This window comes from Rothia nasimurium (assembly GCF_042660305.1).
Taxonomy (GTDB): Bacteria; Actinomycetota; Actinomycetes; order Actinomycetales; family Micrococcaceae; genus Rothia; species Rothia nasimurium.
The window spans coordinates 1-16,418 of the sequence record NZ_JBHSTW010000002.1; the positions used below are offsets into that span (position 1 = coordinate 1).

The following is a 16,418-nucleotide window of genomic DNA, read 5'->3' on the forward strand; positions in this document are numbered from 1 at the left end:
GGGGTTGTATGGGCGGGTGTTTGCGGTGGTGCGGGGGTTGGTGTTTTTGGCTGCGGGTGGGACTTTTGAATAAGCCTCTATGAACACGAAGGCTGGGTAATCGGGGGTGGCAGAACCACCCACCATAACGAAAATCTGCTTGTATCTCATGGAAACGGTCAATACTCACTAGCCGCAAATTTCGAAGTCAAAGATTCAATATTTTGGTTGGGCGGAGAGGCTACCTATAACGATAATTCCGAGGCAATTAACGATGGCGTAGAAATCAAGCTTCAATACGCCAACGGCAAGTGGACCATCATTAGCGCCGATGTGGTGAATTAAATGAAGCGAACCACGAAAATTCTTGCATTAGCTTTACTCACTACAAATCTTGCGTTACCACCGGCATATGCCGAAACCTCAGGAAAATCAGACGGAGATAAGTTTCTAGTAGATACCATCCGAGAACACCTCATTGAGGGTGAAGTTGGAAGTAATGATAGCCACCAGACAAAGCACCAAGAAATTCCGCAGTCTGAAGTAGCTGCGGCCGTCCAGCTTATCTACTTCGATAAGCCCCGAGGCCCCAACCGTGCCGCCCTGAAGATGGGGAGCTCGCCCTCCCCGGGGACCTACTGCCTGGCAAGCGACGGGGGCCTCGGCGTCCTCTCCCTCGTCCCAGCCGACTGGGCCGACGGTGCAGACACCCCCTACAACACTCCCCAAGGCCCCATCGGCTGCGTCCCCCTCACCCCAGCAGAACTCGAAGCTGCAGGCCTAGAACTCGCCGAAGAAAACGGGCAAACCGTACTACGCACCGTCCGCATCACCCTCACAACCCACGACTTCGACACCTTCCCCATCGCAGCCGCCACACCCCAGCAAGAACGCGCACCCCACACCCTCAAAAACTACAACACCAACTTCTGGGCTGACCCCAACCCCCAAGAATTCACGCGCACCATCAACGGCCAAAATGTCGTACTTCGCGCAACCCCCATCTCCTACACCTTCGACTACGGGGACGGCGCCACTCTCGGGCCAATTACCTACCCCGGCTACCAGCTCGGCGCGGACGTCTGGGACCAGCCCACCGACACCTCCCACCGCTACACAGACCCCGGCGACTACTACTTCGCCCTGACCACCACCTACCGCGGCGAATACTCCGTCGACGGCGGGCCCTGGCAGGTCATCGACGGGACCGTCAGCCGCACCAGCGACCCGCAGCTCGTGCGGGTCTGGCGCACCAAGGTTGGGCTAGTTGCCGACGACTGCACCGCGGGCGCGGACGCCTGGGGCTGCGCCACCGGCTAGTTCCGCCACCAGCCAGCGCAGAAACTTCACTGGAAAAGTATTTTCTTAGGTTTCGCACAGGTTCCCCGAATTGAGCTCAAAGGTTGGGGTGCCATAGTTAAATACATGAGGACGAGGAGAGAAAACCTCACCACCTCAAGAGACTGAGAATCTCACCGTGGCGATGAGTCACCCCTTTCAGAGAAATGTGTGTAACCTCTGATGCTCCTCCCGTGAGGGATGGGTGCGAAAGAAATGTGTGTGTATGAGAAAAGGTCGCAACCAGAAGGTTGCGACCTTTTCTCTGCCCTCCAAAATAGTAAGCAATGATATAATTGGGTGGAGTAGGCAAACAACAAGGAGGTTACCGTCATGACAACACCCTTACAGACCGCCGAAAAAGTTGGCTACCAGGCCAATGGAGCACCCTGGAAGCCTTCCCTTCTGCTCGCAGCCATATACACAGGCATGCTCGCCGTCATACTTGCAAGACACGGCTACTTAGCTGGGCTCTTCCCGCTCATATTCATCCCCATCTGGTACACGCAAGACCAGTCCAAACTCAAATATGACCGTATCGAAACATACACCCGCACCAGCTACACCGTTCTCTTCCTCGTAACTCTTGTCATCTGGTTCTTTACCCTGATATGGCTTATTCTCACCGAGCCAGAAACAGACACCTGGTCAAACATTGCAACCCTCATCAGCAGCTTTGGCGCCCTCACCCTGGCTGCCCGGTTCGCGATGCCCTGGATTCATAAGAGTAAACCCGTCATGCCCAACAACAAATAACAGGCAACTCTCGCCTGACTAGAACCTACAGTTCTACAATAGTAGAAATCTCAAGGAGGAGATTCCCATGACCGAACAGACCATCCACTCCCACCCGGCTGTGCAGCAGACGTCCGCGTCCTACACCCACGAGGAGCGCATCGGCAGCAGCTGGCCACAAGCCCTCACCATCACCGCCCTCACGACGGCTCTCGCAGCCAGCCTCATCTTCCAGGCCCACCTGCTCACCATGGTTCTCGTCTTCTGCTGCGTAGCTTTCGGTATCTACGCCAACCGCCCCGTATCCTCAGCGAAACGAACCCTCCCCGCAAGCTACGCTTACGCCTCCCAGACGGTCTTTGTCGTGGCCGTCTTCGCCCTGCTCTTCCCCGGCCTGGACGACCCCGCCAGCGCCACCTGGCGCCTCCCCCTCCTGGCAGTCACCACCTTCATCTTCCACCGCTTTGTCACCCCCGGCTACCATCCCCTCAGCCAGGAGCAGGAATGACAAACACCCCGGCACACGAACCAAGCCAAGACCCCATCATGATCGGGGCTTCTCCCGCAGCCGCTCTGGTCATTGGCCTAGGCTATGGGTCTATAGCCTGGGGCATATACGCCGACAGCAACTGGCTGGGCTTAGTCTCTATCTTCCTCGGCGGAGTCGGCCTTGAAATGGCTCGTTTTCCCTGGCAGGGCAAGCACGCCTGGCATGCGGCTGGGATTCTCCTTCTCGGCCTGGCAGGCACCATGCTAGGAACCTTCCTCTTCTACAACCTACTACCGGAATCACTCGCGCTCACAGTGTGGGGCACAGCGGCCCTCCACGCGGTGCTAGCGTACATGCTCTATCTCTTGGCGCGCAGACTCCTGCCGGTGCGCCCACCCTACACGGGCAAGCACAGCAAGTAGCCCGAAAATAAACAAGGACGCCCGCCCACCCCCCCTGCCGTAGGGCAGGAAGGTGGGGCGGGCGTCCGCACCCTTAAGCTACCTCTAAGACCTAGGCGGCAGGCAGCTCAGGGAAGGCCTCAGCAACGCCGGCAAAAGTAATCTTGCCAGCATCGGTGTTCAGGCCCAGAGCCAGGTCCGGGTTGTTGGCCAGGGCCTCGTCCACGCCAGCAGCCAGCTTCAGCACGTAGGGCAGGGTGGCATCGGTCAGGGCGATAGTCGAGGTGCGGGGCACAGCACCTGGCATGTTAGCAACGCAGTAGTGACGGATGCCGTCCACCTCAAAAATCGGGTCAGCATAGGTGGTGGGGCGGGAAGTCTCGAAGCAGCCGCCCTGGTCAATCGCGACGTCAATCAGCAGGGTGCCGGGCTTCATAGTCTTCAGGTGCTCACGGCGCACAACCTTAGGAGCCTTAGCGCCAGGAACCAGAATCGAACCAATAATCACATCGGCCTCAGCGATTTCACGCTCAATATTCGCGGGAGTGGAGTTCAGCACGCGCGCAGTAGACCCGAACAGATCAGACAGTTCACGCACACGCGGGCCGTAGCCCTCAAGAATGGTCACCTCAGCGCCAGCACCAACAGCCAGCTTAGCGGCGTGGGTACCCACGTTACCGCCACCCAGAACCACCACGCGGCCGGGGGCAACACCGGGCACGCCACCCAGCAGAATACCCTGACCACCCTCGGTAGCCATGGTGTACTGGGTCGCAGCCTGAGCAGCCAGACGACCCGCAACCTCACTCATGGGAAGCAGCAGGGGCAGGGCACGGCCGTTACGCACAGTCTCGTACGCGATACCGCGGGTCTTCGCAGCCAGCAGGGCCTCGGTCAGGGGCTTGTCAGCAGCCAGGTGCAGGTAGGTGAAAAGGGTCAGATCCTCACGCAGGTACTTGTACTCGGGCTCAATCGGCTCTTTGACCTTGACGAGTAGTTCGGCCTTAGTCCAGGCCTCTTCCTGGCTGACCAGGGTAGCCCCAGCCTTCTCGTATTCCTCGTTGGAAAAGCCTGCGCCGAGCCCGGCGTCCTTCTCAATCAGCACGTCGTGGCCAGCCTGAACAAGAGCCAGCACGCCGTCAGGGGTAAGGCCAACGCGCTGTTCCTGGGGCTTGATTTCGCGGGGTACGCCAATGCGCATGAGGGGGTCTCCCATTCATTTTCGTCGTTGAAAAATGTTGCGTTAATCAGCCTACGCCCTTTTGTTGAACAAAGACAAACCGCCCCAAATTTTCTTCATATGTCCAAGAAAATCCGGGGCGGTCAGGGGCTAGGCCAGCTCGGCGGCGGCAGCCGGGTCGGAGTCGTTCAGGAACTTCTCAATACGCTCAGCCTCGTCCGTCTCGCCAATTGCTGCGGCAGTCTGACCCAGAATCAGCAGGGCCTTCAGGAAGCCCCGGTTCGGTTCATGGCTCACCGGAATCGGGCCGTGCCCGCGCCAGCCATTACCGCGCAAGGCGTCCAGACCGCGGTGGTAACCCACGCGCGCATAGGCGTAGGCTTCAAGAGTCCTACCGGCGCTCAAGGTTTCTTCGGCCAGCAGGGCCCAGGCCAGCGACGACTTGGGGAAGGCCTGCGCAAGGTCGACAGGAGCTTCACCGGCGCGGACGCGGGCCGTCAGCTCAGGCTCTTCAGGCAGCAGGGTGGGGGCGGGGCCATCTAGCAGGTTCTTACCGGCAAGTGACATGGGTACTCCATTCAACTCAAATTCTTGTAACTACAAAAAGTCTACGCGTGCCCGGGAAAAGTAGCGCCCTATCTCCCAAAAACACCCCATTTTGGGAGATAGCACCAAGCCCACGCGCCTCTAACTCCCAAAAACACCCTTTTTTGTATTTAAGCCTAGTCCCGCCCGCCAGCTACTCCCACGCCTGCTTGCGGCAGGCGTCCGCGCACCCCGCTGTGACGAAAACCCAGCCGCACCGCACTAAGACGTCCCGTATAGTGTGAAAGGTCAACTTCACCGACGAAGTGGAAAACACACACCATCACAGATACAGAGAGACCTCTATGACGCTTGAACTCACCATGGTTCAGTCCGCCGGTTGGGCAGTAATGCTGCTCCTACTCGGTATGTGGATTAAGAACCGCTTCTACTTCTTCCAGCGCTTTGCTATCCCCTCACCCGTTATTGGCGGCTTCCTTTTCTCCCTGGTCAACCTGGTACTCAACCAGACCGGGGTACTGACCATCAAGTTCGACACCACCCTGCAGAGCTTCTTCATGGTCATCTTCTTCACCTCGGTCGGCTACGGCGCCTCACTCAAGGTGCTCAAGTCAGCCGGCTCAAAGGTAGGCCTCTTCCTGCTGGTCGCAACGGGTCTCTGTATCGCGCAGAACATCGTGGCCGTCCTGGTCGCCCCCGTGGTCAACGTCGACCCGGCCCTGGCGCTCATGACCGGCTCCACCCCCATGACCGGCGGCCACGGTGTTTCCGGCGGTATCGCCCCGCTCGTTGAAGCCTCCGGCGTCACCGGTGCAGAAACCGTCGCCTACACCGCCGCAACCTTCGGCCTCATCGCCGGCTCACTCATGGGTGGCCCCGTCGCCAACCGCCTAATCATCAAGCACAACCTGCTCGAGAAGGAACCCTCCCACCAGGTCAACATCAACACCGCCCTGCTGACCGTGCGCCCGCGCAAACTCAACGCCGACAGCATCCTGCACGGCTTCATCATGATCCTGGTCGCCATGTTTATCGGTAGCTACCTCACCGAGGCCCTCAACTACCTGGTTGGCCAGCTCACCGACCGCGCCGCCTTCCCCAGCTACATGGGCCCCATGATCATCGCCGTCGCCCTGCGCTACATCAGCGACCGCCGCAACTCCAAGGAATACCACGAGCTCGTCCCCGAGCAGGAGGTTGAAGTGCTGGGCAACATCGGCCTCAACGTCTTTTTGGCGATGGCCCTCATGAACATTCAGCTCTGGCAGCTGGCCGAGCTGGCTATCCCGCTCATCGTGCTCCTACTGGCCCAGGTCGTCCTCATGTGGGTATGGGCTAACTTCGTTACCTTCCGTGCCATGGGCGCAGACTACGACGCAGCTATCCTCACCGCCGGCCACTGCGGCTTCGGCATGGGCGCAACCCCCAACGGCATCGCCAACATGGCATCCCTGGTCACCAAGTACAAGGCCTCCAAGCTGGCCTTCTTCATCCTGCCCATCGTGGGCGGCATGTTCATCGACTTCACCAACCTGGTGAACATCATGACCTTCCTGTCCATCGTCTAGCCGGGGCGGACGTCCGCACTTCGCGGCACATTCACCACCGCAACACAAAGGCGCCGGACGCACCCCGCACAAGCGGGAGCGTCCGGCGCCTTTGGTCTAGGCTAGGGAGCCTAGCTACAGGGCTTACTTGCCGGAGGTACCAGCGGAGCCGAGCTGCTGGGCAGCTTCAACCACGCGAGCGGCCATGCCAGCTTCAGCAGCTGCACCCCATACGCGGGGGTCGTAGGTCTTCTTGTTGCCGACCTCGCCGTCAACCTTGAGCACACCGTCGTAGTTGCGGAACATGTGGTCCACAACGGGGCGGGTGTAGGCGTACTGGGTGTCGGTGTCGATGTTCATCTTGATAACACCGTAGGAAACTGCGTCTGCGATTTCCTGCTCGGTGGAGCCTGAACCGCCGTGGAAGACCAGGAAGAAGGGCTTTTCGCCCTTGCCGTACTTGGCACCAACCTCGGTCTGGATTTCCTTGAGCAGTTCGGGGCGCAGGTGAACGTTACCGGGCTTGTAAACGCCGTGAACGTTACCGAAGGTCAGGGCTGCCATGTAGGTGCCCTTTTCGCCCAGGCCGATGGCCTCAACGGTCTTGATGGCATCCTCAACAGTGGTGTAGAGGGAGTCATCGATAGCGCCTTCAACGCCGTCTTCTTCGCCGCCAACAGCGCCGATTTCGACCTCGAGAACCTGGTGGTTCTTGGAGGTGCGCTCGATCAGTTCCTGAGCGATCTTGAGGTTCTCTTCGAGGGAGATAGCGGAGCCATCCCACATGTGGGAGTTGAAGATGGGGTCTTCGCCGCGGGCTACAGCCTTCTCTGATTCTGCGAGCAGGGGCAGCACGAAGTCATCAAGCTTGTCCTGGGGGCAGTGGTCAGTGTGCAGGGCGATGTTGACGTCGTACTGCTTAGCAACTTCGCGTGCGTAGGCAGCGAAGGCGAGGGAGCCGACAACCATGTTCTTCTTGTTGGGGCCTGACCAGTAGGCGGCGCCACCGGTGGAGGCCTGGATGATGCCGTCTGAGCCTGCTTCTGCGAAGCCGCGGATAGCAGCGTTCAGGGTCTGTGAAGAGGTGACGTTTACTGCGGGGTACGCAAAGCCCTTGGCGCGGGCGTTTTCGAGCATTTCTGCGTAGACTTCAGGGGTTGCAATAGGCATGCTGACTCCTTGGTTGTCGGTGGGGCCACCCGGTTGGTGGCCTGGTGTGAGTTGGTGCTGCACCCGGTGCGTGTAAGGACGCGGTGGGGCGAGCGCCTGCCTGCTTTTCAGTTTACCAAGGGCGCGGCGGGAAAGGGTAGGTTTCCCACACTAATTTCGGACATAAACCCACAGAAAACCATGTGTTTCTGGGGGTCTTAAGCACCCTAACACCGGCTTTTGGTGCTTGCCGGTGTTAGGGTGTTGGGTTTTTATGGGTTTAGTGAGGGGTGTTCAAAAGGTGAGTGAAGCAGAATCGCAGCAAGCGTGAATCTGCCACACCTTGTGAATACGGTTTAGAGGGCGAAGATCCACATGGCCAGGGTCATGGTCACCGCGGTGATCGCCACGATGGAGAAGAGGTTGAGCCAGAGGCCGCCCTTGACCATCTGCCCGATGGTGACGTAGCCCGAGCCGTAGGCGATGGCGTTGGGCGGAGTCGCTACGGGGAGCATGAAGGCACAGGTGGCAGCAAGTGCTACGGGGATGGCGAGCAGCATAGGGTCGTAGCCCATGCCCATGGCGATGCCGCCCGCGACGGGTAGGAAGGTGGCTGCGGTGGCGGTGTTACTGGTGAGCTCGGTCAGGAAGATGACGCCGGTGGTCACCAGCAGCACGATGACAAGGATGGGCAGGGTACCCAGGGCACCGACGGAGTCACCGATCCACTGGGTCAGGCCGGAGCTAGTGAACTGACCAGAGAGCGCTAGACCACCACCGAAGAGTAGCAGCACGCCCCAGGGCAGCTTGGTTGCGGTTTCCCAGTCAATGAGGCGCACGCCCTTGTTGGCGGTGCCACCGGCGGGCAGGGCAAAGAGCAGCAGGCCAACAGCTACGGCAATACCGGCATCGGTAATGGGCGGGGATTCGGACCAGATGATGGGGACGAAAATCCAGGCCAGAGCTGCTGCGATAAAGATAATCAGTACGCGCAGTTCACCCGAGCTCATGGCGCCGAGCTTGGCGTATTCATTGGCGATAAGCTTCTTACCGCCGGGAATCTCCTTAATTTCTGGCTTGAAGAGTACCTTGGTCAGCAGGAACCAGCAGACGAAAAGAACCACTACAGACAGGGGCACGCCCACCAGCATCCACTGGCCAAAGCCGATGTGAACATCGTGGGTATCTGCCATATACCCGGCCAACAGGGTGTTGGGCGGAGTACCTATCAGGGTGCCCAGGGAACCGATGGAGGCGGCGTAAGCGATACCCAGCATCAGGGCGGTGCCAAAGTCGGACTTAATCACAGCGTCCTTGACGGCCTGATCGTCGGGGGAAGCGCCGTCCTCAATTTTAATGTCGGTGGTGCCGCTGGCCTGGGCAATCAGCATGAGCACGGAGACACCGATGGGGATCATCATGACGGCGGTAGCGGTGTTTGAAACCCACATAGAGAGAAAGCCGGTGGCTACCATGAAGCCCGCGACCATCATGGAGGGCTTGGTGCCCATGACCTTGAGGGTCAGCAGGGCTATGCGGCGGTGTAGGTTCCAGCGCTGCATGGCCAGGGCGAGCAGGAAGCCGCCCATGAAGAGGAAGATGATGTTGTTGCCGTAGCTAGCGCCAATATCGTTGATTTTCACGTCGCTGTTGAAGACCGGGAAAATCACCAGCGGCAGCAGGGCGGTAGCGGGAATGGGTAGGGCCTCGGTCATCCACCAGGCACCCATCAGGACGGCGGTGGCTGCGGTCAGGCGCGCGGCGTCGGGTACGTCGCCGGGCATGATGACGTAAACCAGGGCGGCTGCAAGCAGGCCGCCGAAGAGGCCGATGAGGCGCTTTTTGCGTTCGCCGGCTTCAACCTCTGGCGCCTGGGAGCCGCGCGAGCGGTGAATCTGGTCTATGGCCTGGGTGGGAGCTGCACTGTATTTTTGCAGGTGGTCACCCGTGATGTGGGGCTTGTCCATATCAACCTCACTCCATTGTGTGTGCTGATGCCGTAGGTAGCTGCTCTGGTTAAGAAACGGCTAACCTAGGCGGAATGTGTGTACAGGGAATGTTTTTACTGTACCTGATAAGCACTTTTATGAAGCGGGCGCGGGCTAGTGTTACCCCTCGCGCAGTTCGCGGCGGCGGTCGGCGATGGTGAAGGCGAGGCCCAGGGAGAGGGTCAGCACGATAGCGCCGAAGGAGGCTATGAGCCCGACGTTCCAGTGGGCACCCGACTCTACCAGGCCGTAGAGGATTGAGGGGATGATGGCGGTACCGATAGCGGTGCCCATACGCTGGCCGAGGGAGAGCACGCCGCCCGCTACGCCGCTGATGGCGGGAGGCACGGACGCCAGGGTCAGGGTCTGGTTGGGAGAAATCACCAGACCACCGCCTGCACCAATCAGAATCAGGGGCACAGCCAGGACCCACACCGGTAGCAGCCCCTGTTCCACCGGGGTCACGGTGAGCATGGTGGCCACAATCGAGGTGAGCGACAACCCGAACCCCAGCATCACCATACGGCGCCCCATAGCCAGCACGCGGCGTCCTGCCCAGGGAGCTGCAAACGCAGACAGCAGGGACGAGGGAATGGTAATCAGAGCGGCGGTCAGCGCGCTCTGGCCCAGGTGGTTCTGCACGTAGATGGGGATAACCAGCCACACGCTGGTGTTGCCCAAGAAGTAGAGGGTCACAATCATGATGCCGTTGCGGAAGGCAGGCTTGGTTACCAGGTCGATATCGAGCATGGGCGGGCGTCCGGCCTTCTTATAGCGCTTTTCCCAGGCAATAAAGAAGGCGATGAGGGCAAGACCGACGGGCAGAACCGCCCAGACCAGTGGGTTGCCGCTGCGCTCGACGAAGGGGAAGAGAACCGCGAAAATAGCTAGGGCAAGGGTTGCCATACCCACGGGGTCAAGGTCGAGGCGGGTTCCGTGCGAGGGTGCGGACGCCCGGTCGTTGGGTACCCAGAGACGGGCCAGTAGCAAACCGGCAAGACCGATGGGCACGTTGACCAGGAACATCATGCGCCAGCCCAGGGAGTCCCCGAAAATCTGGATAAGGAAGCCACCGAGCACCGGGCCCACAATGACGGCGAGCGCCACCACGGTGCCGAACATGCCGTAGGCGCGGGCGCGGGCTTGGCCGGTGAAGTTGGCCTGGATGATCCCGGTAGTTTGGGGGTTAAAGAAGCCCGCGCCAAGGCCCTGGAGCACGCGGGCGGCGATGAGGATTTCAATGGTGGGTGCAATAGCGCTGAGCAGGGAGCCTAGTGTGAAGAAGGAAACGCCGATCATGAACATGCGGCGGCGGCCGGTGGCGTCACCGATGCGCCCTGCGGCAACCAGGGGCACGCCGAAAGCCAGGGCGTAACCCGAGACCACCCACTGGGTCTGGCTGGAGCCTGCGTTCAAGGAGTTCCCGATGGGGGTGAGGGCAACGTTGACCACCGAGATAGCCATGAGAGCCATGAAAAGCGGGGTGAGCAGGGCCGTCATGAGCTTGCGCGGGCTGCTGGTGGTGGACAACTGGGTAGCGGGTGCACCCTGGGGGTTCTTGTTGGGTTCTGGTTTCGTAGCCATGCTGCACCTCTTTGCTCTCGTCTTTCGCCTACAGAGCTATTCTAGACCTGCTAGTACATTAATAAAATACTTCAGGGGGAAAGTTTTTGCAGAAATGCAAGAGCTTATGAAAATCGCGGAGCGCCCACGAAACGTGTGGGCACTCCGCGATTTTCATGGACACTCACCACCAGCGGACGCCGGTGGGCGCCGCAGCTGGCGAGTTCGGCGGACGCCGGCGGGGCGGGCGTCCGCTCTCAGGTCTAGCTGACGCGCTGGCCGAACTCGTGACGGCGGATCCAGGCATGCATGGCAATGCCGGCAGCGGTTGCTGCGTTCATGGAGCGGGTGGAGCCGTACTGCTCGATAGACAGGGTTGCCTCGGCGGCCGCGTGAATCTCCTCTGACAGGCCGGGCCCCTCCTGACCAAAGACCAGGACGCAGTCCTTGGGTAGGTCATAGGTTTCCAGCTGCTTGGAGTCGGGGAAGATATCAATGCCGATGATGGCAAGCCCCTCACCTTTCGCCCAGGTCACAAAGTCCTCGACGGTAGGGTGGTGGCGCACGTGCTGGTAGCGGTCAGTCACCATAGCCCCGCGTCGGTTCCAGCGCTTCTTGCCGATAATGTGCACTTCTTTCGCCAGAAAGGCGTTAGCGGTGCGCACCACGGTGCCGATGTTGAGGTCGTGCTGCCAGTTTTCGATGGCTACGTGGAAGGAGTGGCGGCGGGTATCAAGGTCGGCGATGATGGCGTCCATGGTCCAGTAGCGGTAGTGGTCAAGGACGTTGCGGCGGTCGCCCTCGCGCAGCAGCTCGGGATCCCAGTGGTCGCCTTCTGGCCATTCGCCTTCCCAGGGGCCGACGCCGATTTCCCGCTCCGGGCTCTCGCTTTCGGGCTCGGTTGCTTCTAGGTCTGCCACTTAGTCCAGGCCCAGGTCGGTCTTGGAGTAGGCGTAGAGGCATGGAACGCCCGCAACCTCTTCGATGTGCTCCTTGGCGCCGGTTGCACGGTCAACAATGACGGCGACAGCTACAACCTCGGCACCTGCCTTGCGCAGGGCTTCAACGGCGGTCAGTGCGGAACCACCGGTGGTGGAGGTGTCCTCGACAGCTACCACGCGGCGTCCTTCCACTGAGGGGCCCTCAACCTGACGGCCCATGCCGTAGGACTTCTGAGCCTTACGCACCACGAAGGTGTCGATGGCGCGGCCCTGGTCGCCAGCGGTGCGCATAATGGCGTGACCGACGGGGTCAGCACCCATGGTCAGACCGCCGGCGGCGTCAAATTCGATTCCGGCTGAGTCGAGCAGGTCGAGCATGACTTGGCCAACCAGGCGGGAGGCCTCGTGGTGCAGGGTGATGCGGCGCAGGTCAACGTAGTAGTCGGCTTCTTTACCGGAGGCCAAGGTGACCTTGCCGCGCACGACGGCCAGTTCGCTGATGAGCTCGCGCAGACGTTCGCGGGCTTCTTCGATGGGGAGGGTGGTGGAGAGGTTAGTCATGCTTTTTAGTCTAGTAGACCGGCAGATATTTACCCCGCGAAAAGTGCAAGTGCCCCGCGAAAAGTGACAGGCACTTGCACTTTTTAGGGGGTAGCAGGCAGGGCAGGTTAGCGTAGGGACGCTCGGGCCCAGCTCACAGCGGAGAGCAGGTAGGCGGCGCAGAGGGGGAAGACGAGCAAACCGTACTTCCACACGATCAACTCAAGGGGAGGATGATCAAATACAGAGATATCCCGGTCAGCGACTCCGCCCTGAGCTGCAGCTAGCTCCCAGACGTTGTAGGTATCGTAATCGGAATGGAACTGGCCCCAGAGGGTGCCAATACCCATATCCCAGGCAGTTGCACCGAAGAGCTGACGGGAAATATTGAAGATGAGCAGGACCACTACACACAGCATCAGGCACATCGCCAGAGACCCCCAGCGTAGGGAGACTATGGCAATAAAGAGGGCTGCCACCTGCACAGCCAGCAGGACGATAAACCAGGTAGCTAGGTAATCTGTTACCGCGTATGTACGCCCCAGGGTGCTGTAGGTCTTATCAAAGGCAAACGACCAGGTATCGAAGTCCTGGTTGAACACCTGCCACCCGCGCCCATAGCCCTTGTTCAGCAATTCGAGGGCAAGGGTTACAGCGTAGACCAGTGTGGCAAGGGCTGCCCGGTAGAGGGCTAAGGAGAGGTAGCCACGGAAGTAGTCCCAGCGCCCTAGCCCCATCCCCAGTATGAGCCGGGCATGTGACCGGTAGCTGAGGAGCATAGTCACACCCAGAACCAGGGGCAGGATAATGACCTGCATAGAGTTGTGGTTAATGAAGCCGCTGTAGTCCGCCAGCGGGTGGCCGGTCAGAACCGCATGAACCCAAGCGAGTCCCAGCATAAGTACTGCAACACCGAGCGGCAGGAACAGGGGAAGCAGAGTGCTGGTAGCCCGCTCGCTCAGGAGCATACGGAAGACGGTACGAGTACCTCCCCCGGTACGGGTGGGCTGTGCTTCCGGTAGAGCTGGGTAGAGGGGCTCAGCGTGAAGTGTGCTAGTCATGGCGACCTCCTTGGGGCTCAAGTAGGGGTGAGTAGGTGGCGTCGCTGTGTACGGCCAGGGAGTCCTGCAGGCTGACGGGTTGAATGTGAACTCCGAGCGAGACCGCAAGCTGTTCGTTCGTTTCGGTGAGCGGGGCGGCGAGTAGGGCTGTGACCAGCGAACCGATTGCGCGCTGCCGGGCGACGGCGTCCACTAGTCCAGTACGGGCTAGGTAGACGTTGATAGCGTCTTGACTACCGGCAATTTCGTGGGCGCTGGTGGCAGCCTCGTCGTGGGACCCGTCGAGTACGAGGGCGCCGTCACGGAGCATCAGCACGCGGTCTAGCAGGGGCGCAATTTCATTGAGCAGGTGGGTGGAGAGGACGATGGTGCGTGGGTTGAGGGCAAAGTCAGTTAGGAGCCGGTCATAGAAAATGGTGCGGGCGACAGGGTCCAGGCCGGAGTAGGGTTCGTCCATGAGGGTGAGTTCTGCCCGGCTGGCGAGGGCAACGATGATTCCTAGGGCGGATGCCTGCCCATCGGATAGCTTGCGAGCCTTGGCCGCAGGGTTGAGGGCAAAGTCCTTGATGAGGGTATCAGCCAGGGTTTCGTTCCAGGCTGGATACGCTAGGCTTGCCAGTCTCAGGACGTCCCGCACTTTCAGTCCGTCGGGGTAGGCCAGGTAGGTGCGTTGAAAGTGGGTTCGGGCAAGGATGCGCCCACTCGGCTTGGCACCAAAGAGTTCAACAGAACCGCTGGTGGGGGTAACCTGCCCGACGAGGGCAGCGAGCAAAGTGGTCTTACCGGAGCCGTTTCGCCCGGCCAGACCGTAGATAAGCCCCTCCTCCAGGGTGATGTTAATGTCTGAGAGGGCTGCGGTGGAGCCGTAGATTTTGGTGAGGCCCTGGGTGCGTACTACTGCCGTCATGACTGCTCCCCGCTTTCGCCGAGGGTCTGCAGGGAGCTCGCGCCTCCACCGCCCTCAACATTGAAACCGGCGCGGAGGGCCGTGAGAACCTCGTCCTGGCTCAGGCCCAGGGTACGGGCCTCATCAATGAGCGGGGTGATGTAGCCGGCAATGAAGTCGCGCCGCCGGTTAGTGCGCAGAATGTCTTGTGCCCCCGTTGCCACAAACATGCCTATACCTCGTTTCTTGTAGAGAACGCCCTGGTCGACCAGGAGGTTGACGCCTTTACCGGCGGTTGCAGGGTTGATCCGGTAGAAGAGAGCGAATTCGTTGGTGGAGGGAACCTGGCTTTCTTCGGCATAGGTTCCTGCCAGAATTTCGCTGCTGATATGGTCTGCAATTTGTTGGAAGATCGGCTTGTCACCGGTCAGCATGAGCACCTCCTTCTGTGTGGTTACCTAACCTGCCCAGCGGGCAGGCTAGTTGGTTAGTTACTCATGTAATTAACCTAAGTTGCAGAGCGGGGAAGCGCAAGAGTTTTTTAAAAAAAGAGGGGCAGGCTTCCGCCTACCCCACAGCTCACAGGGTTATTTACCTTATCGCAACCCCTACCAGGTGCTACCTGGGCACAGCCGCCCGGAGCTTGGTGACCATCTCGTCATATTCAGCGGCCGGGTCGGAGTCAGCGACAATCGCCCCACCCGCTGCCAGGGTGACCAGGCCGTCCGAGTGGGCTACCAGCGTCCTGATGACGATGGAGAGGGCGGCTGAGCCGTCCGCCCCCAAGTAGCCCAGGGCACCGGAGTAGACCCCGCGGGCCCGGCCCTCAAGCCGGTCGATAATGGCCATGGTGGCGGCCTTGGGCGCCCCGGTCATGGAGCCGCCGGGGAAGCAGGCGGCGACCGCGTCCAGGGCGGTGATGCCCGGACGCAGCTGGGAGACGATGGTCGAGACCAGCTGGTGTACGGTCGAGTAGGATTCCACCCCCATCAGCACCGGCACCCGCACGCTCTCAGGGTGGGAGACCAGGGAAAGATCGTTACGGAGCAGGTCCACAATCATGAGGTTTTCGGCCCGGGTTTTGGGGTCACTCGCGAGCCAGGCGGCCGCCTGGGCATCTTCATGAGCGGACGCACCCCGCGGCACGGTGCCTTTGATGGGCTTGGCTTCGGCGCGGCCCTCAGCGGTGACAGTCAAGAACTTCTCAGGCGAGGACGAGAGCACCGTGAAGTCATCGCACCGTAAGAAAGCGGCGTAGGGGGCGGCGTTGGCCTGCCTCTGGGCCAGATAGAGGCTCAGAAGTTCATCGGCACCCAGTGGGGTGGGCAGCTGCTGGGAGGTCTCAGCCGTCAGGCACACCTCGTAGCTGTTGCCCTCAGCAATCTCAGCCTGGGCGGTGGCAATAGCAGCTAGATAGTCCGTTCGATCGGGCAGGGGGAAGTCGGGTAAAACTACCCGCGAAGCATATTCTTGACCGGCTATAGATTCAGGTAAAGTGCTGGTTTTAAGCAGTTTTTGTGCGGTCTCTTCAACCCAGTCAGCGGGGCCAACCAGCCAGGCTTTCCCGCTATCGTGCTCGTACATCAGGTAGTGGGTGGCGGGCATCCAGAGGGCGTCGGGGGTGCGGGCCACCCGCTGGGGGTGTTCGCTGTGGAAGGCGGTGACTTCTAGGTCTGCGTGAGCCTCATAGCCCATAAACCCCACATAGCCGCCCAGTAGGACGTCGGCGGGCGGGACGTCCTGACCCTCATCGAGTTCGGGGCGGGGCGCGGATTCCAGGAAGTCGGGGAGCACCTGCCAAATACTGTCGCGATAAACCTGGTACGGGCGTCCGCTCGTATCGAGCACATCAACCTGCCCCGGCTGCGCATAGCGCAGCACTCCCCCGTCCAGGGGCGCCCCCAGGTAGGAGTAGCGGGACATAGGCGACTCGTCGCGGGCTGAATCCAGCCAAAAAGCATACGCAGAACTACCAGCCAGCACGGGGAAGGCGGCGGCGGGTTCTACCGGGAAGTTCAGGACACGACAGGTTAGAGAGGTCACCGACTTATTGTAACGAGACAGGCGAAGGTTT

The 16,418-nt window shown here is 60.3% G+C and carries 17 protein-coding genes; 6 read left to right on the forward strand and 11 right to left on the reverse strand.

Going from position 1 to position 16,418, the window contains the following annotated elements; genetic code table 11:
- Positions 1-69 precede the first annotated feature (69 nt).
- From ACFP6B_RS00800 to ACFP6B_RS00820, 5 genes are all read left to right on the forward strand, one after another.
- Positions 70-324, forward strand: a complete 255-nt coding sequence (locus tag ACFP6B_RS00800; protein WP_377125811.1) for a DUF6318 family protein — start codon at positions 70-72, stop codon at positions 322-324.
- A complete protein-coding gene (locus ACFP6B_RS00805; RefSeq protein WP_377125547.1) occupies positions 325-1,299 on the forward strand; it encodes a hypothetical protein in 975 nt (324 codons plus the stop codon). It abuts the gene before it with no gap.
- A gap of 351 nt (positions 1,300-1,650) precedes the next feature.
- On the forward strand, positions 1,651-2,073 hold the full coding sequence (locus ACFP6B_RS00810) for a hypothetical protein (RefSeq protein WP_377125550.1): 423 nt from the start codon (positions 1,651-1,653) through the stop codon (positions 2,071-2,073).
- Between the two features lie 67 nt (positions 2,074-2,140).
- Positions 2,141-2,560 (forward strand): hypothetical protein, encoded by a 420-nt coding sequence (locus ACFP6B_RS00815; RefSeq protein WP_377125553.1) that lies wholly within the window; start codon positions 2,141-2,143, stop codon positions 2,558-2,560.
- A complete protein-coding gene (locus ACFP6B_RS00820; protein ID WP_377125556.1) occupies positions 2,557-2,964 on the forward strand; it encodes a hypothetical protein in 408 nt (135 codons plus the stop codon). Before ACFP6B_RS00815 ends, ACFP6B_RS00820 begins: the two co-directional genes overlap by 4 nt.
- Before the next feature lie 91 nt (positions 2,965-3,055).
- Here the strand turns inward: ACFP6B_RS00820 and ald are convergent, their stop codons facing one another.
- Both ald and ACFP6B_RS00830 read right to left on the reverse strand, forming a co-directional pair.
- On the reverse strand, positions 3,056-4,144 hold the full coding sequence (gene ald, locus ACFP6B_RS00825; RefSeq protein ID WP_377125559.1) for an alanine dehydrogenase: 1,089 nt from the start codon (positions 4,142-4,144) through the stop codon (positions 3,056-3,058).
- Between the two features lie 129 nt (positions 4,145-4,273).
- Positions 4,274-4,690, reverse strand: coding sequence for a DUF3151 domain-containing protein (locus tag ACFP6B_RS00830; protein WP_237210211.1), 417 nt, complete (start codon positions 4,688-4,690; stop codon positions 4,274-4,276).
- Between the two features lie 323 nt (positions 4,691-5,013).
- Here ACFP6B_RS00830 and gltS point away from each other — a divergent pair, with 323 nt between their 5' ends.
- On the forward strand, positions 5,014-6,237 hold the full coding sequence (gltS, locus tag ACFP6B_RS00835; protein ID WP_377125563.1) for a sodium/glutamate symporter: 1,224 nt from the start codon (positions 5,014-5,016) through the stop codon (positions 6,235-6,237).
- A 123-nt stretch (positions 6,238-6,360) separates the two neighbouring features.
- Here the strand turns inward: gltS and fbaA are convergent, their stop codons facing one another.
- The 9 genes from fbaA to ACFP6B_RS00880 form a co-directional block, all read right to left on the reverse strand.
- Entirely contained in the window at positions 6,361-7,386 is a 1,026-nt protein-coding gene (fbaA, locus tag ACFP6B_RS00840) for a class II fructose-bisphosphate aldolase (RefSeq protein WP_135012224.1), read from the reverse strand.
- Between the two features lie 335 nt (positions 7,387-7,721).
- Complete coding sequence (locus ACFP6B_RS00845; protein WP_377125566.1) at positions 7,722-9,332, reverse strand: SLC13 family permease; 1,611 nt, start codon at positions 9,330-9,332, stop codon at positions 7,722-7,724.
- Between the two features lie 141 nt (positions 9,333-9,473).
- Entirely contained in the window at positions 9,474-10,937 is a 1,464-nt protein-coding gene (locus tag ACFP6B_RS00850; protein WP_377125569.1) for an MFS transporter, read from the reverse strand.
- Positions 10,938-11,179: 242 nt separating this feature from the next.
- Positions 11,180-11,836, reverse strand: coding sequence for a TrmH family RNA methyltransferase (locus ACFP6B_RS00855; RefSeq protein WP_237199168.1), 657 nt, complete (start codon positions 11,834-11,836; stop codon positions 11,180-11,182).
- Positions 11,837-12,418: an orotate phosphoribosyltransferase gene (pyrE, locus tag ACFP6B_RS00860; RefSeq protein ID WP_237187354.1), complete on the reverse strand. Its 582-nt coding sequence runs from the start codon at positions 12,416-12,418 to the stop codon at positions 11,837-11,839.
- A 107-nt stretch (positions 12,419-12,525) separates the two neighbouring features.
- Complete coding sequence (locus ACFP6B_RS00865; RefSeq protein ID WP_377125574.1) at positions 12,526-13,458, reverse strand: hypothetical protein; 933 nt, start codon at positions 13,456-13,458, stop codon at positions 12,526-12,528.
- Positions 13,451-14,365: an ATP-binding cassette domain-containing protein gene (locus ACFP6B_RS00870; RefSeq protein ID WP_237222108.1), complete on the reverse strand. Its 915-nt coding sequence runs from the start codon at positions 14,363-14,365 to the stop codon at positions 13,451-13,453. Before ACFP6B_RS00870 ends, ACFP6B_RS00865 begins: the two co-directional genes overlap by 8 nt.
- Positions 14,362-14,778, reverse strand: coding sequence for a GntR family transcriptional regulator (locus ACFP6B_RS00875; protein WP_237206040.1), 417 nt, complete (start codon positions 14,776-14,778; stop codon positions 14,362-14,364). The genes ACFP6B_RS00870 and ACFP6B_RS00875 overlap by 4 nt, the downstream gene beginning before the upstream one ends.
- 184 nt (positions 14,779-14,962) lie before the next feature.
- Positions 14,963-16,387 (reverse strand): anthranilate synthase component I family protein, encoded by a 1,425-nt coding sequence (locus ACFP6B_RS00880; protein WP_377125579.1) that lies wholly within the window; start codon positions 16,385-16,387, stop codon positions 14,963-14,965.
- Between the last annotated feature and the right edge of the window lie 31 nt (positions 16,388-16,418).